22 protein-coding genes are annotated in these 23,168 nt (G+C 69.5%); 5 read left to right on the forward strand and 17 right to left on the reverse strand.

The window, feature by feature from the left end; translation table 11 throughout:
• Positions 1-5 precede the first annotated feature (5 nt).
• Together GPA22_RS02320 and GPA22_RS02325 are read right to left on the reverse strand one after the other, a co-directional pair.
• Positions 6-743 (reverse strand): amino acid ABC transporter permease, encoded by a 738-nt coding sequence (locus tag GPA22_RS02320; RefSeq protein ID WP_169254487.1) that lies wholly within the window; start codon positions 741-743, stop codon positions 6-8.
• Between the two features lie 88 nt (positions 744-831).
• On the reverse strand, positions 832-1,728 hold the full coding sequence (locus tag GPA22_RS02325) for a transporter substrate-binding domain-containing protein (protein WP_169254488.1): 897 nt from the start codon (positions 1,726-1,728) through the stop codon (positions 832-834).
• Positions 1,729-2,204: 476 nt separating this feature from the next.
• Here GPA22_RS02325 and GPA22_RS02330 point away from each other — a divergent pair, with 476 nt between their 5' ends.
• The gene (locus GPA22_RS02330; protein WP_169254489.1) at positions 2,205-5,585 is read left to right on the forward strand and encodes an nSTAND1 domain-containing NTPase; all 3,381 of its coding nucleotides are present in this window, start codon (positions 2,205-2,207) and stop codon (positions 5,583-5,585) included.
• Between the two features lie 61 nt (positions 5,586-5,646).
• Positions 5,647-6,780 carry an aminotransferase class V-fold PLP-dependent enzyme gene (locus tag GPA22_RS02335; RefSeq protein ID WP_169254490.1) on the forward strand — a complete coding sequence of 378 codons (1,134 nt, stop codon included), beginning with the start codon at positions 5,647-5,649 and terminating at the stop codon, positions 6,778-6,780.
• Here the strand turns inward: GPA22_RS02335 and GPA22_RS02340 are convergent, their stop codons facing one another.
• From GPA22_RS02340 to GPA22_RS02390, 11 genes are all read right to left on the reverse strand, one after another.
• On the reverse strand, positions 6,781-8,031 hold the full coding sequence (locus GPA22_RS02340; RefSeq protein WP_169254491.1) for a cyclic di-GMP phosphodiesterase: 1,251 nt from the start codon (positions 8,029-8,031) through the stop codon (positions 6,781-6,783).
• 129 nt (positions 8,032-8,160) lie between these two features.
• Positions 8,161-8,661, reverse strand: a complete 501-nt coding sequence (gene tpx / locus GPA22_RS02345) for a thiol peroxidase (RefSeq protein ID WP_169254492.1) — start codon at positions 8,659-8,661, stop codon at positions 8,161-8,163.
• 176 nt (positions 8,662-8,837) lie between these two features.
• Positions 8,838-9,842: a formate dehydrogenase subunit gamma gene (locus GPA22_RS02350; RefSeq protein WP_169254493.1), complete on the reverse strand. Its 1,005-nt coding sequence runs from the start codon at positions 9,840-9,842 to the stop codon at positions 8,838-8,840.
• A 10-nt stretch (positions 9,843-9,852) separates the two neighbouring features.
• On the reverse strand, positions 9,853-10,077 hold the full coding sequence (locus tag GPA22_RS02355) for a hypothetical protein (protein WP_169254494.1): 225 nt from the start codon (positions 10,075-10,077) through the stop codon (positions 9,853-9,855).
• A complete protein-coding gene (gene fdh3B / locus GPA22_RS02360) occupies positions 10,074-10,676 on the reverse strand; it encodes a formate dehydrogenase FDH3 subunit beta (RefSeq protein ID WP_169254495.1) in 603 nt (200 codons plus the stop codon). Before fdh3B ends, GPA22_RS02355 begins: the two co-directional genes overlap by 4 nt.
• Before the next feature lie 97 nt (positions 10,677-10,773).
• On the reverse strand, positions 10,774-13,680 hold the full coding sequence (locus GPA22_RS02365; protein ID WP_169254496.1) for a molybdopterin-dependent oxidoreductase: 2,907 nt from the start codon (positions 13,678-13,680) through the stop codon (positions 10,774-10,776).
• A gap of 14 nt (positions 13,681-13,694) precedes the next feature.
• Complete coding sequence (locus GPA22_RS02370; RefSeq protein WP_169254497.1) at positions 13,695-13,901, reverse strand: hypothetical protein; 207 nt, start codon at positions 13,899-13,901, stop codon at positions 13,695-13,697.
• Positions 13,902-13,938: 37 nt separating this feature from the next.
• Complete coding sequence (locus GPA22_RS02375; RefSeq protein ID WP_169254498.1) at positions 13,939-14,601, reverse strand: TorD/DmsD family molecular chaperone; 663 nt, start codon at positions 14,599-14,601, stop codon at positions 13,939-13,941.
• A complete protein-coding gene (locus GPA22_RS02380) occupies positions 14,598-16,712 on the reverse strand; it encodes a 4Fe-4S binding protein (RefSeq protein WP_169254499.1) in 2,115 nt (704 codons plus the stop codon). The genes GPA22_RS02375 and GPA22_RS02380 overlap by 4 nt, the downstream gene beginning before the upstream one ends.
• Before the next feature lie 108 nt (positions 16,713-16,820).
• On the reverse strand, positions 16,821-17,369 hold the full coding sequence (locus GPA22_RS02385; protein ID WP_169254500.1) for a DUF3306 domain-containing protein: 549 nt from the start codon (positions 17,367-17,369) through the stop codon (positions 16,821-16,823).
• On the reverse strand, positions 17,366-17,833 hold the full coding sequence (locus tag GPA22_RS02390; RefSeq protein ID WP_169254501.1) for a DUF3305 domain-containing protein: 468 nt from the start codon (positions 17,831-17,833) through the stop codon (positions 17,366-17,368). Before GPA22_RS02390 ends, GPA22_RS02385 begins: the two co-directional genes overlap by 4 nt.
• A gap of 134 nt (positions 17,834-17,967) precedes the next feature.
• Here GPA22_RS02390 and GPA22_RS02395 point away from each other — a divergent pair, with 134 nt between their 5' ends.
• The 3 genes from GPA22_RS02395 to GPA22_RS02405 are packed head-to-tail and all read left to right on the forward strand — an operon-like array spanning position 17,968 to position 20,305.
• The gene (locus tag GPA22_RS02395; RefSeq protein ID WP_169254502.1) at positions 17,968-18,804 is read left to right on the forward strand and encodes a formate dehydrogenase accessory sulfurtransferase FdhD; all 837 of its coding nucleotides are present in this window, start codon (positions 17,968-17,970) and stop codon (positions 18,802-18,804) included.
• Positions 18,801-19,385, forward strand: a complete 585-nt coding sequence (mobA, locus tag GPA22_RS02400; RefSeq protein WP_169254503.1) for a molybdenum cofactor guanylyltransferase MobA — start codon at positions 18,801-18,803, stop codon at positions 19,383-19,385. Before GPA22_RS02395 ends, mobA begins: the two co-directional genes overlap by 4 nt.
• Positions 19,382-20,305 (forward strand): helix-turn-helix transcriptional regulator, encoded by a 924-nt coding sequence (locus GPA22_RS02405; RefSeq protein ID WP_169254504.1) that lies wholly within the window; start codon positions 19,382-19,384, stop codon positions 20,303-20,305. The genes mobA and GPA22_RS02405 overlap by 4 nt, the downstream gene beginning before the upstream one ends.
• A gap of 36 nt (positions 20,306-20,341) precedes the next feature.
• Here the strand turns inward: GPA22_RS02405 and GPA22_RS02410 are convergent, their stop codons facing one another.
• From GPA22_RS02410 to GPA22_RS02425, 4 genes are all read right to left on the reverse strand, one after another.
• Positions 20,342-20,680 carry a BrnA antitoxin family protein gene (locus tag GPA22_RS02410; RefSeq protein WP_169254505.1) on the reverse strand — a complete coding sequence of 113 codons (339 nt, stop codon included), beginning with the start codon at positions 20,678-20,680 and terminating at the stop codon, positions 20,342-20,344.
• Positions 20,604-20,978: a BrnT family toxin gene (locus GPA22_RS02415; RefSeq protein WP_246264002.1), complete on the reverse strand. Its 375-nt coding sequence runs from the start codon at positions 20,976-20,978 to the stop codon at positions 20,604-20,606. Before GPA22_RS02415 ends, GPA22_RS02410 begins: the two co-directional genes overlap by 77 nt.
• A 214-nt stretch (positions 20,979-21,192) precedes the next feature.
• Complete coding sequence (mobB, locus tag GPA22_RS02420; RefSeq protein ID WP_169254506.1) at positions 21,193-21,702, reverse strand: molybdopterin-guanine dinucleotide biosynthesis protein B; 510 nt, start codon at positions 21,700-21,702, stop codon at positions 21,193-21,195.
• A gap of 34 nt (positions 21,703-21,736) precedes the next feature.
• Positions 21,737-23,122, reverse strand: coding sequence for a sigma-54-dependent transcriptional regulator (locus GPA22_RS02425; protein WP_169254507.1), 1,386 nt, complete (start codon positions 23,120-23,122; stop codon positions 21,737-21,739).
• Between the last annotated feature and the right edge of the window lie 46 nt (positions 23,123-23,168).

Raw genomic sequence — 23,168 nt, forward strand, 5'->3', positions numbered from 1 at the left:
CCTCCTCACTTGTCGCCCTTGGTGCCGACGATCAGGCCCGGCACGCGTGTGCGCGCCTCGATGAAGGCGAGCAGCCGGTTCATGACGAAGGCCAGCACGAAGTAGCACGAGGTCACGACGATGGTGATCTCCAGCACCTGCGAGGTCTTCTCGATGATCTGCTTGTACTGGAAATACAGCTCGAGGATGCCCACCGCGTAGGTGACGGCGGAGTTCTTGAAGATGTTCATCGCCTCCGACGTGAGCGCCGGCAGCACGATGCGATAGGCCATCGGCAGGCGCACGTAGCGGTAGGTCTGCCACTCGGTGAAGCCGAGCGCGAGGCCGGCGTTGCGCTGGCCGCGCGACAGCGAGTTGATGCCCGCCTTGACCTGTTCGGCGATGCGCGCCGCGGTGTAGAGGCCCAGGCCGACGACCGCGGTGACGATGTAGGGCAGGTCCTGCTTCATCCAGATGCCGAGCTTTTCCGGCACCAGCTCGGGCACGACGAAGAACCACATGAAGAGCTGGACGATCAGCGGGACGTTGCGGAAGACATCGACATAGGCGTCGCCGAGGCCGACGAGCCAGCGCCGGGGCGTCGTGCGCATGACGCCGAGGACCGAGCCGAGGAGCAGCGCGACCGCCAGCGAGGCGAGCGACACCGCGGTGGTCCAGCCGAGGCCGGACAGGATCCAGTCGTAATACTTGAGACCGTCGTCGGTCTCCTGGAAGAAGAACATCCAGTCCCAATGGTAGTTCATGCGAACTCCCCTCCCTGGGCGGCGCGCCGGGCCGGTCTGTCGGATGTCGGGTCGCGGCGGCCCGGCTCAGGCCGCCGCGCGGGGCGCCTTACTCGACGCCCTTGTCGGTCGGATGCTGGAACGCCGCCTTGACTGCCGCGCTCATCGGGAAGTTGAGGTTCACGTTGCGCGGCGGAATCGGATTCATGAACCACTTGGTGTAGAGCTTCTCGGCCTCGCCGGACTTCATCAGGCCGGTGAGGGTCTTGTCGACCAGCGCCTTGAACGGCGCGTCGTCCTTGCGCATCATCACCGCGTAGGGCTCGTCGCGCAGCGAGGGGCCGACGATGTCGAAGCCGGCCGGGTTCTTGGAGCTGGCGATCAGACCCGCGAGCAGGATGTCGTCCATCACGAAGGCGGCGGCGCGGCCGCTCTCGACCATCAGGAAGGAGTCGGCGTGGTCCTTGCCGTAGATGTTCCTGACGTCGATCGTCTTGCCCTTCTCGTTCATCTTGATGAGCTGGTCGGACGTGGTGCCGGTGGTCGTGACGACGGGCTTGCCGTCGAGGTCGCCGATGTCCTTGACGCCGGAATCCTTGCGCACGGCCAGGCGCACGCTGGTGACGAAGTAGGCCACCGAGAAGCCGACCTGCTGCTGGCGCGCCACGCTGTTGGTGGTCGAGCCGCATTCGAGGTCGATCGTGCCGTTCTGCATCAGCGGAATGCGGTTCTGCGACGTCACCGGCTGATAATTGACCTGCAGGCTGGGCAGCTTCAGTTCCGCCTTGATCGCGTCGACGACCTTCGCGCACAGGTCCATCGCGTAACCGATCGGCTTCTGGTTGGCGTCGAGGTAGGAGAAGGGCACCGAGGATTCGCGATGACCGACCGTGATCGCGCCGGAATCCTTGATCTTCTGCAGCGTGCCGGTGAGCTGGGCGTGCGCGGGCGCAGCGAGGCCGGCGACGGCGAAACACAGGGCGAGGGCGGTGAGGGACTTGCGCATGAACGGACTCCCATTGCGTTGGTTCTGAAATGCGTTCGGCACGGCGGTCCGGCGAAGCGGGCACGTGCGGCGAACAGCATGCTCCCGCGCCAATCGTAAGGCATTGTGCGGCAAACGGGTGATGCGGGTTGACCCCGAGTGCGCGCACGGGCCTCTGGCCAAAGGGACGACCGGCCTCGTGCAGCGGCTGCCCAGTCTATGTTATTAGCATTTTTTCGGATTCAGGAGGGTGGGGCACATGTCGGGGAACGCAGCGTCGAACTCCTTCGGTCGGGCGTGCGATTTCAACTATAGTTCAGCATCGGCGGCGTGCCGGATGACATAGCGGTGCGCCCTGCGACGGATCGGCATGGAGGACTGCGGTGGCGGATGCCCCCTTTCGGCGTGATCTGGAACCGGCTGCGGCGCAGCCGGGCGGTGCCGTGTCAACCGCGACCATGCCAATGCCGTGCCCTGTCGGCCGCGGGGGAACGCCGATGAGCGACGCCGCGGACGCCGTGTCCTGCCCCTACGTCGGCCTGCGCCCCTACACCGAGGCCGAGTGCGGCCTGTTCTTCGGCCGCGAGCGCGACCAGCACGTCGTCGCGTCGCACCTGGCTTCCGCCCCGCTGACGGTGTTGTACGGCGCGAGCGGCGTCGGCAAGAGCTCGCTGCTGCTAGCGGGCGTCGTGCCGGCGCTGAAGGCGCAGCCGCGCACGGCGGTCGCGGTGTTCCGCGAGTGGCCGCGCGCGGATTTCCTCGCGGCGCTGAAGCGGGAATTGATCGCGGCGTTCCCGGCCGACGCGACGCCCGACGTCGATGCCACGGCGCCGCTCGAAGAGATCGTCGCGGCACTCGCGCAGGCGGTGGGTGGCGCGGTGCTGCTGGTGCTCGACCAGTTCGAGGAGTATTTCCCCTACCACCCGGATACCGCGGCCGGCGATGCCTTCGAGCGCGAATTCGCGGATGCGGTCAATGCCGGCCTCGACTTCGGCGTGCTGGTGTCGCTGCGCGAGGACAGCCTCGCGCACCTCGACCGCCTGCGCGGACGCATCCCCGACCTGCTGGCGAACACGCTCCGCCTCGAGCACCTCGATGCGCCCGGTGCGGAGGCGGCGATCCGCAGCCCGCTCGCGGTCTTCAACGGCATGGGTCCGCAGGACGTGCCGGTGACGATCGAGGACGGGCTCGTCGAGCGCGTGATCGCCGACGTCGGCTCGGGCGACGGCAGCGGCGCAAACGGCATCCCGGCGGCAATCCTGCAGCTGGTGCTGACGCACATCTGGGACGAGGAGATGCGCGCCGGCTCGCACGTGCTGCGGCTGGCGAGCTTCACGGCGCTAGGCGACGCGCGCGAAGTCGCGCACCGGCATCTCGCCGGGGTCATGGCGCGTCTGGGCGTGGATGAACAGCGGCTGTGCACGCAATTCTTCGACCGCATGGTGACGCCTGCGGGCGCGAAGATCGCGTGCCGCGTCGCGGACCTGCGCGACCGGACCGAGGCAGCGGACGAAGACATCGAGGCGGTGCTGCAGCACCTCGCCGACGCGCGCGTGCTGAACCGCCTCGCGCCGTCGCCGGGCGACGACCGCGGCGCGCAGTACGAGATCTGCCACGACGTGCTCGCACCGGCGATCCTGGCGTGGCGGCACGGCTACCTCGAACGCGAACGGGAAACGGAGAACGCGCGCGAGCTCGCGACGGCACGCGCGCAGGCCGGCGAGGAGGCCGCGATCGCGCGGCGCATGCGGCGGCTCGCGGTCTGGCTGGGGGTCCTTGCCTTTCTCGCGGCGCTCGCGGCGATCGCCGCGCTGATCGCGCAGCAGGTGGCCGAGACGCAGCGACGGCAGAAAGCCGAGCTGGCGCTGTCGGTGCAGCTGGTCGCGACCGCGCTGCGCTATCTCGACAGCGACCCGGAGATCAGCGTCCATGCCGCCCTCGAGGCGCTGCGGCGCACCGCGGACGCCCCCCCGTCCGTGCGCGGGCAGGCCGAGGATGTGGCGCGGCGTACGCTCGACGCGACGCGGCTGCGCCTGACGCTGCGCGGGCACGCGGAGCGCGTGCAGGCGGTGGCCTTCAGTCCCGACGGCCTACGCATGGCGTCCGCCGGGCAGGACGGCAGCGTGCGCCTGTGGGATGCCGCGAACGGGGCCGGGATCGCGGTGCTGCGCGGCCACGAGGACGAGGCGCGCGACCTCGCGTTCAGCCCCGACGGCAGGACGCTCGCGTCGGTCGGCTACGACGGCAGGGCGATCCTGTGGGATGTCGCGCGCGCCGAACGGCTGCGCGAGCTACCGCGCCAGGCCGAACGCCTGCAGGGCGTCGCGTTCAGCCCGGACGGGGAGATCGTCGCAACGGTCGGCCAGAACCCGGTCGTGCGCCTGTGGGATGCCGACACGGGCCGCCTGCTCGCGAACCTGACCGGTCACCGGGCCGAGGTGCGCGCAGTGGCCTTCAGCCCCGACGGCCGGCGCCTCGCGACCGCCGGCGGGGAGCCCTCGGTGCGCCTCTGGAACCTGCTCAGCGGGCGCCCCGAGCACGTGCTCGACGGCCACACGGACACGGTCTTCGCGGTGGCCTTCAGCCCGGACGGGCACTGGCTGGCGAGTGCAGGCCAGGACCGCAGCGTGCGCCTGTGGGACGTCGCGAGCGGCGCGCCGGTGCGCGAACTGCCCGAGCAGCCCGACACGGTTCATGCGCTCGCGTTCAGCCCGGACGGCCTGAGCCTCGCGACCGGCGGCTTCGACGGCACGGCGCGTCTGTGGGACGTCGCCGGCTGCACCCGGCCACAGGGCGAGTGCCAGCCGCTGACGACGCCCGCCGGCCACGGCGACGCCGTCCACGGCCTCGCCTTCGATCCGGCAGGCCCCAGGCTCGCGACCGCCGGGGGGGACGGCAGCGTGAAGCTGTGGGACGTCGCCTTCGGCCACGGCGGCGCGATCGACGATATCGCCTTCAGCCCCGACGGCAACCGGCTCGCGACGGCCTCGCGCGACACCGCCGCGAAAATCTGGGACCTCGGCGGCGGCAAGGTGCTGCAGCAGCTGACGGGACTCGCGAACGCGGTGTTCCGCATCGCCTGGAGCCCGGACGGCAAGCACCTCGCGACCGCGAGCGTCGATGGCACGGCCGCGCTGTGGGATGCCACCGGCGCCTTGGCGCCGCGCCTGCTGCGCGGACATGCGGGACGCGTGCAGAGCGTCGCCTTCAGCGCCGACGGGCGCCTCGTCGTCACGGCCGGGCGCGACGGCATGGTCGGCATCTGGGACGCGGCGAGCGGGGCGCGGCGCCTGTGGCTGCGCACCGGCACCGCGCCGTTGAACCGCGCGCTCTTCAGCCGCGACGGGCAGCATGTGCTCACGGCCGGCGCCGATGGCGGCCTCGCGGCGTGGAACGCCGCGAACGGCAAGTTGCAGCGCCGCCTGCAGGAACGCGGCGAGGAGATCGACGACATCGCACTGAGCCCGGACGGCGCCCTGCTCGCGGCGGCCGGTGCGGACCGGCGCGCACGCCTGTGGGATCTTGCCAGCGGCAAGCCCCTGCGCGAATTCACCGGCCACGCCGGTGCGATCGGCGCGCTCGCCTTCAGCCCCGACGGCCGCCTGCTCGCGACCGCCAGCCGCGACCGCAGCGCGCGCGTGTGGGACGTCGCGAGCGGCGCGGAGCGCTTCACGCTGCCGCTGCAGGACGCCGCGGTGAATGCGGTCGCGTTCGCCCCCGACGGAAGCACGCTCGCGACCGGCGGCGGCGACAAGCGGGTGCATTTCCTTCCGCTCGATCCGGCACAGCTCGCGGCGGCGCTGCGCGAACGCGTCACGCGCGGCTTCACCGCCGAGGAATGCGAGAAGTACCTGCACCAGCGCCCCTGTCCGCCCTGAGTCGCCTCGCGTGCTAAGCTGGACGGCCATGTTGGATTCATTTCTGCGGAGCCCGAAGAAGATGCCCAGCCTGTTGCCCCAACCCGATCCCGAAGGTCTGCTCGAATACTCCGTCGTCTATACCGACCGCGCGCTCAACCACATGTCGCAGCGCTTCCAGGGCGTCATGCGCGACATCTCGCGCGTGCTGAAGAAGGTCTATGCCGCACACACGGCGATCGTCGTGCCTGGCAGCGGCACCTTCGGCATGGAGGCGGTCGCGCGCCAGTTCGCGACCGGGAAGAAGTGCCTGGTGATCCGCAACGGCTGGTTCAGCTACCGCTGGACGCAGATCTTCGACATGGGCGGCATCCCCTCGCAATGCACGGTGCTGAAGGCACGCCCGGTCGCGCCCGGCCCGCAGGCAGCCTTCGCGCCGGCGCCGATCGCCGAGGTCGTCGCGGCGATCCGCGAGCACCGGCCCGACCTCGTGTTCGCGCCGCACGTCGAGACGGCCTCCGGCATGCTCCTGCCCGACGGCTACCTGCGCACGGTCGCCGACGCCGTGCACGAGGTCGGCGGCCTGTTCGTGCTCGACTGCATCGCCTCCGGCACGATCTGGGTGGATATGGCGGCAAGTGGCGTCGACATCCTCATCAGCGCGCCGCAGAAGGGCTGGAGCGCACCGCCGTGCTGCGCGCTGGTGATGCTCGGCGAGCGCGCGCGCGAGCGCCTGGAGACCACCGGCAGCACCAGCTTCGCGTGCGACCTGAAGAAGTGGCTGCACATCATGGAAGCCTACGAGAAGGGCGGCCACGCCTATCACGCGACCATGCCGACCGATGCGCTGACCGCGCTGCGCGACGTGATGCTGGAGACCGAGGCCTACGGCTTCGACAAGGTGCAGGCGGAACAGCAGGAACTGGGCCGGCGCGTGCGCGAAGTGCTCGCCGCGCGCGGCTTCCGGAGCGTCGCCGCCGCGGGCTTCGAGGCGCCGGGCGTGGTCGTGTGCTACACGGACGATGCGGAGATCCAGTCGGGGCGGAAGTTCATCGCGCAGGGCCTGCAGACCGCCGCCGGCGTGCCGCTGCAGTGTGACGAGCCGGCGGATTTCCGCACTTTCCGCATCGGACTCTTCGGCCTCGACAAGCTGCACGCGGTCGAGCGCAGCGTGAAGTCGCTGGAAAAGGCGCTCGACGCGATCGCGCCCGCGTGATCAGCCGGGCGCGCGCTGCGCGAAGTACGCGAGGTTCATGCGCGGATTGAGGTAATCGACGACTTCGCGCGGCAGCGCGCGCGGCTTGAGCACGGCGTCGATCATGACCTCGCGGGCGTCGGCCAGGCTCAGCACCAGCGCGTCGCGCCGCGGCACGCCCGGCTCATATACCAGCACGGTCGGCCGCAGCGTGTTGCCCGGCGTGACGGCGACGACGATCGCGATCGAGCCGGTCGACAGGCGCACGAAGGAGCCGGGCGGATAGATGCCGAGCTCCTTGATGAACGCGGACAGCATGAAGGGATCGAAGTGCGCGGCCTCGCGCGCATACATCTGCGACAGCGCTTCCGCCGGCGTCAGCGCGTCGCTGAGGTGGTGCGGATTGCACAGGTTGTCGTAGCGGTTCGCGATCGCGACCATGCGCGCCAGCCGGTTGATGTCCGAGCCCTTGCGCCCGGCGGGGAAACCGCTGCCGTCCATGGCTTCGTGGTGTTCGCGGATGATCGCGCACACCGGGGGCGGGACGTGCCGGCCGACGATCTGCAGCCCGTACTCGCAATGCATGCGGTAGAGGGATTCCTCGGGGCGGCTGCGCTCCTTCGTGCGCAGCACGATGGGATTGATGCGCTTCGCGCCGATGTCGTGCAGCAGCGCGCCCATGCCGGCGGCCTCGAACACCTCGCGTTTCAGGCCCAGCCCCTTCGCGAGGATCATCGTCAGGATCATCACGTTGAGCGAGTGCTGGTGCGTGGCGTCGTCGCGCTTGCGCGACGCGATGAGCATCACGGTGGCGCCGGCATCCTCGAGGAAGGTGGACGCGAGTTCGCCCACCATCGCCCCGGCCTGCGCGGTCGCGTCGGCCGGATAGTGCAGCAGGTCGGCGAGCAGGTCGCGCGTCGAATCCACGCAGCTGGCGTAGGCCTTTTCGCAGCTCCGGATGAGCTCGCGCTGCTCGCTCATGCGTGCGGCGCGCGAACGCTTGGTCTCGATGTGCACCCGCTCCTTGCATTCGGGCGCGGGCGACGCGGCGGACGGGGTCTCGCCGCCCGGCGGCAAGGGCTCGGCGGCCGAGCGGGTCGGGTCGTAGGCGATCCTGCGCAGCCCCAGCTCGCGCAGCGTGGCGAGCTGCTTCTCGCTGCTGATGCGGAAGGAATTGACCAGGAAGGGATGGTCCAGCCAGGGCATGTCGAGCGACACGAACATGCCCACCCGGAGCTGTTCGAGGCCGACTTTCGGCAGTAGATCCGGCATCTGCTTGCTTCGGGCGACGGACGGGAAAGCGGCTGATTCCGCCAGCCGGAAGCGGGAGCGGGCAGCCGGCTCGCGGCTACTCGCTCCCGTATGATAAACCCATTTTGCCTAAACGGTTTTGCCCGCTGCCTACTTCAGCGCCGCGAGCGCCGCCGCGTAGTCGGGTTCATCCTTGATCTCGCCGACGAGCTGCGAATGCAGCACCCGGTTGTCGGCGTCCAGCACGACGACGGCACGCGCGGTGACGCCGGCGAGCGGGCCGGAGGCGATCTCGACGCCGTAGTCCTTCATGAAGGTGCGCCCGCGCATCGTCGACAGCGTGACGACGTTCTCCAGCCCTTCGGCGACGCAGAAGCGCTTCGCGGCAAACGGCAGGTCGGCGGAGATGACCAGCACGACGGTGTTGGCGAGCTTGGACGCCTCGGCGTTGAACTTGCGCGTCGAGGTCGCGCAGGTCGGGGTGTCGAGGCTGGGGACGATGTTGAGGACCTTGCGCTTGCCGGCATGGTCGGCGAGCGTCACGTCCTTCAGGTCCGCGCCGACCAGCGACAGCGGCGGGACGGTATCGCCCTTCTGCGGGAACTTGCCTGCGACTTCGATCGGGTTGCCACCCAGGGTCACGGTGCTCATGCGTGCGTACTCCTGCGTTGAGATGTCGGGGGCCGGCGGGCGGGCGCCGGCCTTCTCCGGTCAGTCTAGTCGGGAACGCCGCGAAGGAAAACCGCGCGGCGGGAGGGGTTGCGCGGGCGGCACCGCCGGAGAGCTTGCGCGGGCGGCACCGCGCCAGGCCTCCCGCGCGCCGCGGCTCAGGGGTGGCCGGAGCGGCCGGCCTTGACCTCGTCGTACCAGACTTCGTGGTGCTCCTTCGCCCAGGCCTCGTCCACGTAGCCGGTCTTCATCGACTGGTAGGCGCCTTCGACGCCGATCGTGCCCATGTAGATATGGCCCAGCGACAGGGCGATCAGCAGGATCGCGCCGACGCCGTGGATGATGTTGGCGAGCTGCATGTCGGCGCGCGTCTGGCCGAAGTTGGGGAAGTCCATGACGAGGCCGGAACCGGCGACGATCAGGCCGAGGAAGGTCACGCCGATCCAGAACCAGGTCTTCTCGCCGAAGTTGAAGCGCCCCGAGGGCACGTGCTCGCCGCTGGCGATGCCGCCGGCCTTGCGGATCCATACGCTGTCGATCGCCTGCCACACGTTGTCGCGCAGGAAGGCGACGATCATCAGCAGCGTGAACACGCCGAACAGCGGGCCGATGTAGTTGTGCACGGCCTTGCCCGCCGTCAGCAGCCCGCCCAGCACCGCGGTGCCGAACACCGGCGCGATGAAGTGCTTGCCGAACAGGATGCATACGCCGGTGATGCCCAGCACCACGAAGGTGACCGCGGTGCCCCAATGCACGACGCGCTCGAAGGTGCTGAAGCGCTGCATCCGGCGCCCGGTCGGCGCGCCGTGCAGCTTGACGGCACCCTTCACGGCGTAGAACAGCCCGATCGCGGTCGGCACGACCAGCAGCAGGATGCCGCCGTAGAACGTGATCGGGCCGTTGCGCCACTGCCGCCACACCTGGCCTTCGGTCTGGATCAGCACGCCGGTCTCGGGACCGCGCACGGTCGTGAAGTGGGCCTCGCCCGAGCGCACCTCGCGCCATACCGGGGCGTTGTTGAGCGGCTGCGTCTGCTGGCGTTCGACCTGCGCGGCGGCCGGGTCGGCTTGCGCCATCGCCGCCCCGCTGCCCAGCAGGAACAGCCACGACACAAGCGCCAGCAGCAGCGCGAAGCCGCTGCGTTGCCTGGGGACTGTGCTCATCGCCGGCTCCTCACTCGACCCGCTTGTATTCGTTCTGGCCGTGGACGCGGTTGCGCAGCGCCTGCTCCCACGCCCCCTTGTCGCCCTTGTAGACGCCGCCCTCCCACGGGCGGGTGTCGTTCTTGCCGGCATACTTGCCGTGCTCGTAGCGGGCGACCTGCGATTTCTCGCCGCAGCCGGCCAGCAGCACCGCCGCGCACGCGGCGGCGATCACGTAAGGAATGCGCGTCTTCATTTTTTCGCCTCCTCCTTGCCGTAAGCGGTCATCCAGCCCCAGGCCTCGACGCCCTTGCCGCGGCGCAGCACGCGGTCGCGGAAGATCTCCGAGAGCTCGGCCGCGTCGCCCGCGAGCAGCGCCTTGGTCGAGCACATCTCGGCGCACAGCGGCAGCTTGCCTTCGGCGATGCGGTTGCGGCCGTACTTCTCGAACTCCGCCTGCGAGCCGTTCTCCTCCGGGCCGCCGGCGCAGAAGGTGCATTTGTCCATCTTGCCGCGCGCGCCGAAGGCCGCCGGACCGTTGGGGAACTGCGGCGCGCCGAACGGGCAGGCGTAGAAGCAGTAGCCGCAGCCGATGCAGCCGTCCTTGTCGTGCAGGACGATGCCTTCCTCGGTCTGGTAGATGACGTTGGTCGGGCACACCGCGACGCACGGCGCATCCGAGCAGTGCATGCAGGCGACCGACATCGAACGCTCGCCCGGCACCCCGTCGTTGATCGTGACGACGCGCCGGCGGTTCACGCCCCACGGCACTTCGTGCTCGTTCTTGCAGGCGGTGACACAGCCGTTGCATTCGATGCAGCGCTCGGCGTCACACAGGAATTTCATGCGTGCCATTTATATTTTCCTCCTAGACCTTCCGCCGGGCCGTCCCAAGGAAGGTCGCAGCCCCCTCGGGGGGCAGCGAACAAAGTGAGCGTGGGGGTCGTCATCTCTATGCCTTGCTGACACGGCACAGGGTGGTCTTGGTTTCCTGCATCATCGTCACGGAGTCGTAGCCGTAGGTCGTCGCGGTGTTGACCGCCTCGCCGCGCACGATCGGCGCCGCCCCTTCGGGGTAGAACTCGAGCATGTCCTTGCCTTGCCACCAGCCGGAGAAGTGGAAGGGCAGGAACACCGTGCCCGGCGCGACGCGCTGCGTGACCTGGGCGCGCACCTTGAGCTTCGCCTTGGTCGGCGATTCGACCCAGATGTAGTCGCCGTTGCGGAAGCCCGCGTCGTTGGCGTCCTTGGGGTTCACCTCGGCGAACATCTCCTGTTGCAGCTCGGCCAGCCACGGGTTGGAGCGCGTCTCCTCGCCGCCGCCCTCGTACTCCACGAGGCGCCCCGAGGTCATGATCAGCGGGTATTCCCTGGAGATGTCCTTGACCTTCTCCTGCAGCGACTTGTACAGCGTCGGCAGGCGCCAGAACTTCATCTTGTCGTCGTGCGTCGGGTACTTCGCGACGAGGTCCGGGCGCGGCGAGTAGATCGGCTCGCGGTGCAGCGGGATCGGGTCGGGGAAGTTCCACACCAGCGCGCGCGCCCGGGCGTTGCCGAAGGGGTGTACGCCGTGGTTCTTCATCGTGACGCGGATGATCCCGCCCGAGAGGTCGGTCTTCCAGTTCTTGCCTTCGGCGGCGGCCTTCTCGGCATCGGTGAGCTCGTCCCACCAGCCGAGCTTCTTCAAGAGCACGTCGTCGAACTCGGGGTAGCCCATCTGCAGCTCGGAACCCTTCGACGCGGAGCCGTCCCCGGCGAGCAGCGACACGCCGTCCTTCTCGACGCCGAAGTTGGCGCGGAAGTTGCCGCCGCCGTCCATCACGTGCTTCGAGGTGTCGTACAGGTTGGGCGTGCCGGGGTGCTTGAGCTCGGGCGTGCCGTAGCACGGCCACGGCAGGCCGAAATACTCGCCGTCGCACGGGCCGCCGTTGGCCTTCAGCGTCTTCACGTCGAAGGTGGCCATGTTCTGCATGTGCAGCTTGAGACGCTCGGGCGACTGGCCGCTGTAGCCGATCGTGAAGGTGCCGCGGTTGATCTCGCGCAGGATGTCCTCGGGTTCGGGCTCATCCCAGCCCTGCTTGTCCTTCACCAGCTTGATGTTCTTCACGAGCTCGTCGGCGTAGCCGAACTTCTTCGCGAAGGCGTACATGATGGTCTGGTCGGGCTTGGACTCGAACAGCGGCTCGATCACCTTCTCGCGCCACTGCAGCGAGCGGTTCGACGCCGTGGCCGAGCCGGAGGTCTCGAACTGCGTGCACGCGGGCAGCAGATACACGCCGTCCTTCCGCACCATCGCCGCCATCGCGGCGGTCGCCGACGGGTAGGGGTCGATCACGACGAGGGTGTCGAGTTTCTTCATCGCCTCGACCATCTCGGCGCCGCGCGTCTGCGAGTTCGGCGCATGCCCCCAATACACGACCGCGCGCAGGTTGCCGCCGGGCTGGTCGATGAGTTCCGGGTTCTCGAGCACGCCGTCGATCCAGCGCGACACGGTGATGCCCGACTTGGTCATCAGCTCTTCGGACTTGTAGCGCGCCTTCACCCACTCGTAATCGACGCCCCACACCTTGCACCAGTGCTTCCACGAGCCGGGTGCCAGGCCGTAGTAGCCGGGCAGGGAGTCGGGGTTGGGGCCGACGTCGGTCGCGCCCTGCACGTTGTCGTGGCCGCGGAAGATGTTCGTGCCGCCGCCCGAGACGCCGACGTTGCCGAGCGCGAGCTGCAGGATGCACATCGCGCGCACGTTGGCGTTGCCGACGGTGTGCTGGGTCTGGCCCATGCACCACACGACCGTCGACGGCTTGTTCTTCGCCAGCGTCTCGGCGACCCGCTTCACCTGCTCCTCGGGCACGCCGGTGACTTCCTGCACGCGGTCCGGCGTCCACTTCATGAACTCCTCGTGCGCCTTGTCCATGCCGAACACGCGCTGGCGGATGTATTCCTTGTCTTCCCAGCCGTTCTGGAAGATGTGATACAGCAGGCCCCAGATGAAGGCGATGTCGGTGCCCGAGCGGATGCGCACGTAGTAGTCCGCCTTCGCCGCGGTGCGCGTGAAGCGCGGGTCGACGACGACCATCTTCGAGCCGTTCTCCTTCGCATGCAGGATGTGCAGCAGCGACACCGGGTGCGCCTCGGCCGCGTTGGAGCCGATGAACAGCATCGCCTTCGCGTTCTGCATGTCGTTGTAGGAGTTCGTCATCGCGCCGTAGCCCCAGGTGTTGGCGACGCCGGCGACGGTGGTCGAGTGGCAGATGCGCGCCTGGTGGTCCATGTTGTTCGTGCCGAAGAAGGACACGAACTTGCGCAGCAGGTAGGACTGCTCGTTGCTGTGCTTCGACGAGCCGATCCAGTACACGGCGTCGGGGCCGGATTCCTCGCGGATCTTCAGCAGGCGGTCGCCGACTTCCTGGATCGCCTGGTCCCAGGTGATCTTCTGGTACTTGCCGTCGACGAGCTTCATCGGGTACTTCAGGCGATGCTCACCGTGGCCGTGCTCGCGGATCGATGCACCCTTGGCGCAGTGCGCGCCGAGGTTGATCGGCGAGTCGAACACCGGCTCCTGGCGCAGCCACACGCCGTTCTTGACGACCGCGTCGATCGCGCAGCCGACCGAACAGTGCGTGCACACGGTGCGGCGCACGGCCTCCTCGCCGCCGGCCGCGGCCGCCGCAGGGGCGGCCGCATCGGCGCTGCCGATCAGGTTGTAGGGCAGCTGCGCGGCGAGCGCGCCGACGCCGACGCCGAGGCCCGAACGCTTCAGGAAGGTGCGCCGGTCCATGGTCTGGCCGAAATGCCGCGCGGCCGAGCTGCGCAGCTGACGGGCCGCGCCCGTCGCCTGGGTGGATTTCCTCGTAAGCATCGCGTGTCCCCCGCCTAGATGCGCGCCGTGCGGTAGTAGTTGCGGGCGTGCTCGCTGACGCCGCGCCCGGTCCCGGGTTCACCCGCCACCGTGGCGAGCGGTGCGGCCACGGTGGCCGGCTTGCCCGCGACGGTCGCGACGGCCGCTGCCGCAGCGGCGCCGCCGGCACCGAGCGTCAGCAGGAAATGACGGCGCTGCAGGCCGGATTTCTTGTCTTCCATGCTCTTTCCCCCAATGCCGGGTCGTCTCGTCCGGTCCTCAGTGGCCGGCGACGCCCTGCTCCATTGCGAAAGCTTCGCTCTCGATGTCGAAAAAGGCCCGCATCAGCGCTCCGGTGCGGGCATAGAACCGTGCCTGCGGCGCCGCGGCGAGCGCGTCGGCGAGGCGCGCGTACCAGGGCTGCAGGTGACGGACGAAAAAGCGGCGCTGCCGTGCGAGGCCGGCCTCGTCGGGGCCGGTCAGCGCCAGGTGGCGCATCACCTCGGCGAGCGCGGCGATATGGTCTTCGGTCTCGGCGACGCCGGCGCGGCGCGCGAGGCCCAGCTCGGCGAGGTCGTCGCGCAGTTCGGCGAGCGGCTCCTCCATCAGGAAGCCGGCCAGGTACCACGAGCCGTACAGCATCACGTCGGGCCGGCCGATGCCGTAGAAGAGCGCGTCGTATTCGTCGCGCACCGCGGGCGCGTCGGCCTGTTCGGCGCAGTCGCCGAGCTCGGCCCAGGCGCGGGCGAAGGGCGCGTCGCCGTCGCCCATCACGCGTGCCGACGCGGCGAGCGCCGCCAGCAGCGGCGCGTCCGGCGCGGCGAAGAACAGGCGCGCGAGCAGCGCATAGTGATGGGCGCGGGCGCGGTCCTCGTCGCCCAGGACCGGCGCGTCGCCGGCCGGCGCGAGGTGCGCTTCGATGATCGCGGCGGGTGCGTTCATTCGGTCATGTCCCAGGCTTTGGTGCCGTTCTCGTTTTCCATCAGGTCGATCACGCGGCAGTCGGCGCACATGTGCAGGCGCCGGCGCTGCGCCTCGCTGGCGAACATCGCGTGCCCGGCAAGGCGGCTCACCATCGCGTCGATGATCGGCTTCGCGCCCATCGCCGCGCCGCAGCGCACGCAGTGGAAGATCTCCGCCTCCTTGAGCGGCACGCTGCGGCGCGCCGACTCGTCGAGCAGCAGCCGCGGCGTGAGCGTGATCGCGTTCTCGGGGCAGGAATTCGCGCACAGGCCGCACTGCACGCAGGCCTTCTCGAGGAAGCCGAGGCGCATCGCGTCCGTCGCGGCATTGAGTGCGCCGGTCGGGCAGGCGCCGACGCAGGACATGCACAGCGTGCAGGCGTCGCTGACCGCGACCGCACCGAAGGGCGCGCCGGCCTTCAGCGCGATTTCCGTGACCGGCGCGGGGGCCGATTCGTGCAGGTGGCGCAGCGCGAGATCGAGCGTGTCGCGCTTGCGCGGCACGGGGCGGAAGCTCGCCGCGCGGCCCACGCCCTGCGCCGGAGTCCAGTCCCACAGGGCGGCTTCCAGCCCGCTCCAGTCTTCCGCGTCGACGATGCGCAGGTGCTCGCCGGCGTAGCCGAGGCCCGTCAGGATCGCCTGCGCATGCGCGGCCTGCGCACGCAGGGGCGCCGCGTCGTGCGTGCCGGCGGCGAGCACCGCGACCTGGCTGGCGCCGAGCGCGACGCTGGCGAGCATCAGGTCGAGGCCGACCGCGTCGGCGCTCCAGGTCTCGAGCGGGATCACGCGCGCGGGCAGGCCCTCGCCGCGGCGCGCGAGGCGTTCGATCAGCGCGCGCCCGGCTTCGGCGGAATGGAACAGCAGGCAGGGCGCCTCGCCGCCCGCGTCGCGGTAGCGCGTCAGCACGGTCTTCACGCGCAGGCCGAGGTCCTCGACGCGCGGATACTGCGCCGCCAGCGCGCCGGTCGGGCACACCGTCGAACAGGAGCCGCAGCCCTGGCACAGATAGGGGTCGACGCGCACGACGTCGCCCGCCGACGCGATCGCTTCGGCCGAACAGGACTCGATGCAGTTCGTGCAGCCGGTCTTGCGCGAACGGCTGTGCGCGCACAGTTTCGGCTCGAACGCGACGTAGCGCGGCTTCTCGAATTCGCCGACGAGCTCGCCCAGCGCCTGCGCGGCGAGCGCCTGGTCGAGCGGATCGCGCCCCGGCGCGGCGTAGCCCTGCGGCGGCTCGACGCGCTTCAGCAGCGGCTCGGGCGACAGATCCAGCACGAGGTCGAAGCGGCCTTCGCGCTGCCCGTCGGCGCGTGCGAAGTCGATCGCGCCGACCGCACCGCAGGCCGCCACGCAGGCGCGGTGCGCGCGGCAACGCGCGGTGTCGACCTGGTAGTCCCAGCCGATCGCCCCTTCCGGGCAGGCGCGGATGCAGGCGTTGCAGCGCACGCACAGGTCGAGGTCGATCGGGTTCTGCTGCGTCCACGCGACCTCGAAGGCGCCGAGATGGCCGCTGAGCGTCACGCCCGCACCGGACCACACCGGATAGCGCCGCTCGGTCGGCAATTCGGCATCGCGGCTCGTGCCGGTGAGCAGCACCGACACGTCGAAGCGCGTCGCCAGCCGCTCGGCCCAGCCCAGCGCCGCGCCGGCTTCGCCGACGATCAGCAGATGGTTGCCAGCGACGAGCGTGACGCCCGCGACCGGCTCGGGTTCGGGCAGCGTCGCCGCCGCGAGCAGCGCCGCCATCTTGGGCGTCGCACCGCGGCCTTCGGCGGACCAGCCGGCGTTTTCGCGCAGATTGAAGAAGTCGATGCGCGCGGCCGCCCGCTCGGCAGCGACTTCGGCGAACAGGGTGGCCTCCTGCGTACAGCCGACCAGCACGTCGCCGCAGGCGAGCGCGGACTCGACCTCGCCGATCTCGCGCCGGCAGAGTTCGTGATGGACTTTCAGCGGCGCCTGGATGCCCGCCGCGAGGGCTTGTTCATCGACCGTGAAACTGCGGTTGCAGTCGCACAGCCTGATCTGTCTCTGCACTTTTCGGGTTCTGCCTGCCTGATGGTAGTGACGCAGGCAAAGCAGACGACATACCATCGATGCAGGAGGAGAACGGAGCCAGAATCCCCGATTTACCGTCGCCCGGCACGAAAACCGGATTCAGGCGCGACTAAATGTCCCGCAGTCCCCAAAATGTCGCATTCCTCATGCAGCGTCCGGCGCAGGCGCGGGTGGCGCATCGGGTTCGCCGGCGGGCCCGGTTTGCGCGGCAGGCGGTGCGGCATCACCGGACGGGGGCGCCGCGGCGGCAGTGTCCGCCTGCTCGTCCGGCCCCTTCGCCGGCGCGTCCGCAGCGGCTTCCTCGTCCTTGAGGAAAGTCTCGAACTGGCGCAGGCGCTGCATCACATCCGCGGGGATCGGATCGGAGACGGAATAGTCGTCGATGTAGATGTCGAGCTTGTCCATCTGCTCGAAGTGGAAGTGCGGATCGCTGAAGAGCTTGCGCAGTGCGGTGCGGCGCAGCGCTTCGCTGACCTCCTTCTGCATGAAGGCGCTGAAGTCGGCAGCGAAGTCCAGGCTGTCGACGGGCGGCAGCGCAGCCTCCGCGTCGGTGGCAGGCGCTGCGGCTGCCGTCGCGGGCGCGGCGGGCACCTCCTCTGCAGCAGGCGCGGGCGGAGCCGACGGCGGGGCGCTCGGGGCTGCCTCGCCCTGCCGCTTCAGGCGCGACCAGCGGGAGAGGAAACGGTCGCTCATGGGTTTCCCCGGTCCTGCGCGAACGGGTCGTTGCGGCGCACCTTCTTGCGCGGCTCCGGCTTGTAATGCAGGTTCACGAACTCGCCGACCCAGTCGGCGATCTCGCGCGGCATCGCCACGCCATCGACCTGCTCGCCCGAGTCGAGCAGGCGCGCCGCCTCGCCGTAGCTCACGGTGACGACGAGCGGCTTGGCGACGCCATCCTCGCGCCGCCACATCACGAACACCTTGGGCACCGGCGAACTCAGGTTGAGGAAGTAGTTGTCGGCCTCGTCGCGAAAGAGCTCGAGCGCAAAGCCGCCGACGAGGTACTGGTCGCGATCGCTCTCGGCGACGAGCTGGCGCGTCGCGGCGGGGTTGTCGCCGAAGGCCGGCACGACGCCGACCGCCTCCCACGCCTCGTCCGCCCAGCGATTCTGCAGACGGCGGCGCTCCATGATGACGGCGAGGGGAAAGCGATCCATGCGACGAACTCCGGGTGACTCGATCCCTCATAGGATAGGCGAAGCCGCGCCGCCGGGCGACCGGCGCGCCGCGGCCCTTGGCGAACATGCGGCCCGCCACACTAGAATACGGTCCAAACCTTCCTGCGACCTCCATGCCCCCAGCCCCCGACACGCCGCGCCGCCCGCTGCTGAGCCACGCGAGCCACCCCCTGACGGTGACCATCCCGGCCATCAACGAACTCGGCGAAGCCGTGCCGACGCCGATCGCCGGCGAGTTCCCGCTGACGATCTACGTCGACCGCCGCGAGATCGTCACACTGATGACGCTGGGCGCCGCACCCGAGGCGCTGACGATCGGCTGGCTGCGCAACCAGCGTCTCGTCGCGAGCCTCGACGACATCGAATCGGTGCAGGTCGACTGGGAGGTCAACGCCGTCGCGGTGACCACGCGCAACGGCCTCATCGACGCCGAGGAACGCCTCGGCAGCCGCACCGTCACGACCGGCTGCGGCCAGGGCACGGTGTTCGGCGGGCTGATGGACGAGATCGACGCGATCCGCCTGCCGGCCGAGCGCCGCCTGTCGCAGGCGACGCTGTACGCGCTGATGGACGCGGTGCGCGTGCACGAATCGATCTACAAGCAGGCCGGCGCCGTGCATGGCTGCGCGCTCGCGGTGCCGGGCGCGGGGGGCTGCGACATCCTGATGTTCGTCGAGGACGTCGGCCGCCACAACGCCGTCGACGCGATCGCCGGCCAGATGTGGCTCGACGGCCTCGACGGCGGCGACAAGATCTTCTACACGACCGGCCGACTCACCTCCGAGATGGTCATCAAGACCGCGCAGATGGGCATCCCCTTCCTCGTCTCGCGCTCCGGCCTCACGCAGATGGGCTGGGAGATCGCGCGCAAGATAGGCCTCACGATGATCGGGCGCGCGCAGGGCAAGCACTACCTCCTATTCACCGGCGAGGAACGGTTCACGCGATGAGCACGACAGAGAAAATCACCGGCGTGATCCTCGCCGGCGGGCAGGGGCGCCGCATGGGCAGCGTCGACAAGGGCCTGGTCGCGCTGCGCGGGCGGCCGATGGCCGCATGGGTGATCGAACGCTTCGGCCCGCAGGTCGACGAGCTCATCATCAACGCCAACCAGAACGCCGAACGCTACGCCGCCTTCGGCCATCCCGTGTTCCCTGACGACATCGGCGGCTTCGCCGGCCCGCTCGCGGGCCTGCACGCGGCGCTGTCACGCGCCCGGCATCCGCTCGTCGCGACCGCACCCTGCGACTCGCCCTTCCTGCCGGCGGATCTCGTCGAACGCCTGCATCGCGGCCTCGTCGCGGCGGGCGCCGAGCTCGCCGTCGCGCGCACCTTCGACCAGCCGCACCCGGTGTTCTGCCTGTGCCGACGCGACGTGCTCCCGCACCTCGACGAATTCCTCGCCGGCGGCGGGCGCAAGATCGACTTCTGGTACGCGACGCTGAAGATCGTCGAAGTGCGCTTCGACGACGAGGAAGCCGCGTTCCGCAACATCAACACGCGCGACGAGCTCAACGACGTCGAGAAATGAGCGCCCCCGAGCCGCCGGTCGTCGCCCCCCTTACGCCGGAGAGCCCCTGCCTCACCGCGAAGCAGGCGGCGGCCTACCTGCACCTCAACGAGAAGAAGCTGTACGAGCTCGCCAACAGCGGCGAAGTCCCGGCCGCACGCGTCGGCGGCAAGTGGCTCTTTCCGCGCCGGCTGCTCGACGAATGGCTGCTCGAACAGGCGCACGGCGGCGTGCTCACTGACCGCCTGCTGATCGCCGGCGGCGACGACGCGCTGCTCGCGGCGGCCGTGCGGCTACTCGCCACCGAACTGGGCGCCGAAGCCTTCGTCGCCTACAGCCCGACCGCGACCCTGACCGGCCTCGAACAGCTCGCCCGCCGCCGCGTCGACCTCAGCATGGTGCATTGGGGCGGCGCCGAACACAGCCTCGCCCAGCACGCGACGCTGCTGCGCGCCCATCCCGGCCACGCCCGCTGGACGCTGGTGCGCCTCGGCCTGCGCGAGCAAGGCGTGCTGCTGCGCCCCGGGCTGGGCATCGACCAGCTCGAAACCCTGGTCGCCTTCGACGTGCGCTGGGCGATGCGCGGCGCGGGATCGGGCGCCGGCCACTTCCTCGCCTCGGCGCTGCGCGCGCGCGGACTGCATGCCGACGACTGCAGCGCCGTCGCGACCGCCGCCGGCGAACGCGAGGCCGCGGCCCTGCTCCTGCACGACGGCGCCGACTGCACGCCCGGCACGCGCGCGACCGCCACCGAGTTCGGCCTCGACTTCCTGCCGCTCGGCTGGGAAGCGCTGGATCTCGCGCTGCCGAAGGAAATCTACTTCCGCCACCTCTTCCAGCGCCTGCTCGCGCGGCTGGGCGGCGCGGAACTCGGCGAACTCGCGCGGCAGCTCGGCGGCTACGAGCTCACGGCGCTGGGACAGGTATCAGCACTGGATTGAGCACAGCGCCGCCCGAAGGCAACGGACATCGACCGGTCACGTCGGCGTGTGCGTTTTAAGCCAGTCGCGCAGCGCCGCGTTCATGCGCGTCTGCCAACCCGGCCCGCTGGCGCGGAAGGCCGCGAGGATGTCGCGGTCGAGACGGATGGTCGTCGACTCCTTGTCGCTGCCCGCCGGCCGACCGCGCCGTCTGCGATAGGCCGCGATGCCCGCCTGCATCTCTTCGCGCGTCAACGGCCTTTCGTCCTCGTTCTCACCGTCCCACGCGTAGGGCGCGGCGGCGCGAAGCTTCGCCGCATCAGTCTTGCTCTCGCCCCGCGCGCGCCCGGCCCGCATCCGGGCAATCGTCGTCGAAGTCGTTTTCGAGCCAGTCATGATAGGCGCTCCTTTCCTCTTCACTTGCCGGGCGGAAACTGACGATCCGCAGGGCATTGCCGCGCTCGACATGCACCACCGTCAGGACTGCCAGGACATCGAATACATAGGCGAACGACTGAGTCCTGCACTCTCCGCTGCGCACACTCTCCACGTCCAGACGATAGGGGCTCTCCAGCACCAGAACCGCATCGAGGAAATCGAGGCCGTGCTTGTCCAGGTTGCCTTCCCGCTTGACCTCGTCCCAGACGATGCGCGCGCTCATATTTATTGTGGTAACGATAATTGCCTGGGTCAAGAATTTTCGTTACTACGCAAATTTGCTCGCCCGCAGGTTGGTCAAGGCATGATGATAACTCCATTGTCATTATATTTCAGCGTTTGCATGACACTGAAATCAACTGACCAGCGGCGCTGGCTACGCCGGGAAACGTCGGCTGCATTGATCTCCAGGCCCACAAGCACCGAGGGCGCCCCGCAGGCGCCCTCGTCGTCACTACGCTCCAAGCGTTCTATGGCGGTACCGCCGCCATCCTGAACGCGTAATCGACGACGAAATCCGCGACCGCCTGCGGGTCGTTGATGTCCAGCTGCGGCAGCGCGGTATCGAGTTTGACGTCGGTCGCGACGGCGACGACGTGCGGGTCGTTCAGATAGAACGGTGCCTCGCGCACCACGGTGCGGCGCACCTCGATCTTGGGAATCGGCGCGCGCTTGAAACCCTCCACTAGCACGAGGTCGCAGGGCGAGAGCTTCTGCAGCAGCTCGTCCAGCGGCATCTCGGGATCGCCACGCAGCTCGTGCATCAGCGACCAGCGCCGCCCCGAGCTGATCAGCACCTCGCGGCAGCCCGCCTCGCGGTGACGCCACGAATCCTTGCCTTCGTGGTCGATGTCGAAGCTGTGATGCGCGTGCTTGATCAGCGACACCTCGAGGCCGCGCCCGGCGAGCACCGCGACGACCTTCTCGATCAGCGAAGTCTTGCCGCTGCCGGACCAGCCGGCGAATCCGATCACTTTCAATGCTCTGTCCTGTCTCACGGGCGTCGGTGCGCGCTCACGCGACCGACTCGCCCCACTCCGCGCACTTGCGCTCCAGCGTCTTGCGCGACACCCCCAGGCGCCGCGCTGCTTCCGACTTGTTGCCGCCGCAGGCGTCGAGCATCCTGAGGATGTGGCGCTTCTCGACCTCGTCGAGCGGCAGATCGACCCCGCTGAAAGTGTCGCTGCGCGCCGCGAGCGCCTCGACCGGGAAACCGTCGAGGATCAGGGAGCGCTCGACGAAATTGCGCAGCTCGCGCACGTTGCCCGGCCAGCCATAGGCCGTGAGGCGGGCGAGCAGCGTCTGCGTGATCGCCAGCGGCGCGACACCCAGCTGCGCGGTCAGCAGGTTCATGAAATGGCGCATCAGGTCGGGGATGTCCTCGGCGCGCTCGCGCAACGGCGGGATCTCGATGTCGACGACGGCGAGGCGGAAGTACAGGTCCTGGCGGAAGCGCCCGGCCGCGACCTCGGCCGCGAGATCGCGGTTCGACGCGGCGATGATGCGCACGTCCACCGGCACTTCGCGCTCGGACCCGACCGGCCGCAGCCTGCGCTCCTCGAGCACGCGCAGCAGCCGCGTCTGCAGCGGAAGCGGCAGCTCGCTGATCTCGTCGAGGAACAGCGTGCCGCCGTGCGCGTAGTAGAACAGGCCGTTGCGGCTCTCGGTCGCGCCGGTGAAGGCGCCCTTCACGTGGCCGAACAGCTCGCTCTCGATCAGCTCCGCAGCGATCGCAGGACAATTCACCGGCACGAAGGGGCGCTGCGCCCGCGGGCTCATGCGATGCAGCGCGCGCGCGGCGACTTCCTTGCCGGTGCCCGATTCGCCCAGCAGCAGCACGGTGCTGGCGGTCTGCGCGACGCGCCGCAGCACCGCGCGCAGGTTCTCCATCGCCGCCGAGTGCCCGACCAGGCCGTCGACTTCCACCGACAGGCCCGCCAGCTCGCGGCGCAGGATGAAGTTCTCGCGCGCGAGGTGGGCGCGCTGGAAGCAGTTCTTGATCGCGTTGAGGATCTGGTCGACGCGGAAAGGCTTGAGGATGAAGTCCGACGCGCCGCCGCGCAGCGCGTTGATCGCGGTGTCGAGGTCGGCGAAGGCGGTGATCAGGATCACGTCGCCCGCGAAGCCCGCTTCGCGCAGCTCGTGCAGCCAGTCGAGGCCGGATTTGCCCGGCAGCGCGATGTCGAGGATCAGCAGGTCGAAGTGCACGCGCGCCATCAGGCGCATCGCATGTTCCGCATCCGGCGCCGTCTCGACCAGCCCGCAGCGCGGCTTCAGCGCGCGCTCGAGAAAGCTGCGCATTCCCTCCTCGTCATCGACGATCAGGATGGAATGCGCCTGCCAGTTGAATTCCGGAGTGCCGGCAGGGCTCGGCGCTCCGCCGTCGCGCTCGTGCAGCATCGTCGTCCTTGTCGTGGGCGTGGCTCGGGGCGCGCGCTCACTCGGC

Origin of the sequence: Aromatoleum toluvorans (assembly GCF_012910905.1) — a bacterium.
GTDB lineage: Bacteria > Pseudomonadota > Gammaproteobacteria > Burkholderiales > Rhodocyclaceae > Aromatoleum > Aromatoleum toluvorans.

Bases quoted from the DNA above. Each gene is read 5' to 3' on its own strand.
- GPA22_RS02340 (WP_169254491.1), bottom strand. From the start codon at position 8,031: ATGCCGGATCTACTGCCGAAAGTCGGCCTCGAACAGCTCCGGGTGGGC.
- GPA22_RS02375 (WP_169254498.1), bottom strand. From the start codon at position 14,601: ATGAACGCACCCGCCGCGATCATCGAAGCGCACCTCGCGCCGGCCGGC.
- GPA22_RS02325 (WP_169254488.1), bottom strand. From the start codon at position 1,728: ATGCGCAAGTCCCTCACCGCCCTCGCCCTGTGTTTCGCCGTCGCCGGC.
- fdh3B (WP_169254495.1), bottom strand. From the start codon at position 10,676: ATGGCACGCATGAAATTCCTGTGTGACGCCGAGCGCTGCATCGAATGC.
- GPA22_RS02380 (WP_169254499.1), bottom strand. From the start codon at position 16,712: ATGGTATGTCGTCTGCTTTGCCTGCGTCACTACCATCAGGCAGGCAGA.
- GPA22_RS02395 (WP_169254502.1), top strand. From the start codon at position 17,968: ATGCCCCCAGCCCCCGACACGCCGCGCCGCCCGCTGCTGAGCCACGCG.
- GPA22_RS02320 (WP_169254487.1), bottom strand. From the start codon at position 743: ATGAACTACCATTGGGACTGGATGTTCTTCTTCCAGGAGACCGACGAC.
- GPA22_RS02335 (WP_169254490.1), top strand. From the start codon at position 5,647: ATGCCCAGCCTGTTGCCCCAACCCGATCCCGAAGGTCTGCTCGAATAC.
- tpx (WP_169254492.1), bottom strand. From the start codon at position 8,661: ATGAGCACCGTGACCCTGGGTGGCAACCCGATCGAAGTCGCAGGCAAG.
- GPA22_RS02410 (WP_169254505.1), bottom strand. From the start codon at position 20,680: ATGACTGGCTCGAAAACGACTTCGACGACGATTGCCCGGATGCGGGCC.
- GPA22_RS02355 (WP_169254494.1), bottom strand. From the start codon at position 10,077: ATGAAGACGCGCATTCCTTACGTGATCGCCGCCGCGTGCGCGGCGGTG.
- GPA22_RS02390 (WP_169254501.1), bottom strand. From the start codon at position 17,833: ATGGATCGCTTTCCCCTCGCCGTCATCATGGAGCGCCGCCGTCTGCAG.
- GPA22_RS02350 (WP_169254493.1), bottom strand. From the start codon at position 9,842: ATGAGCACAGTCCCCAGGCAACGCAGCGGCTTCGCGCTGCTGCTGGCG.
- GPA22_RS02405 (WP_169254504.1), top strand. From the start codon at position 19,382: ATGAGCGCCCCCGAGCCGCCGGTCGTCGCCCCCCTTACGCCGGAGAGC.
- GPA22_RS02425 (WP_169254507.1), bottom strand. From the start codon at position 23,122: ATGCTGCACGAGCGCGACGGCGGAGCGCCGAGCCCTGCCGGCACTCCG.
- GPA22_RS02385 (WP_169254500.1), bottom strand. From the start codon at position 17,369: ATGAGCGACCGTTTCCTCTCCCGCTGGTCGCGCCTGAAGCGGCAGGGC.
- mobA (WP_169254503.1), top strand. From the start codon at position 18,801: ATGAGCACGACAGAGAAAATCACCGGCGTGATCCTCGCCGGCGGGCAG.
- GPA22_RS02330 (WP_169254489.1), top strand. From the start codon at position 2,205: ATGAGCGACGCCGCGGACGCCGTGTCCTGCCCCTACGTCGGCCTGCGC.
- GPA22_RS02365 (WP_169254496.1), bottom strand. From the start codon at position 13,680: ATGCTTACGAGGAAATCCACCCAGGCGACGGGCGCGGCCCGTCAGCTG.
- GPA22_RS02370 (WP_169254497.1), bottom strand. From the start codon at position 13,901: ATGGAAGACAAGAAATCCGGCCTGCAGCGCCGTCATTTCCTGCTGACG.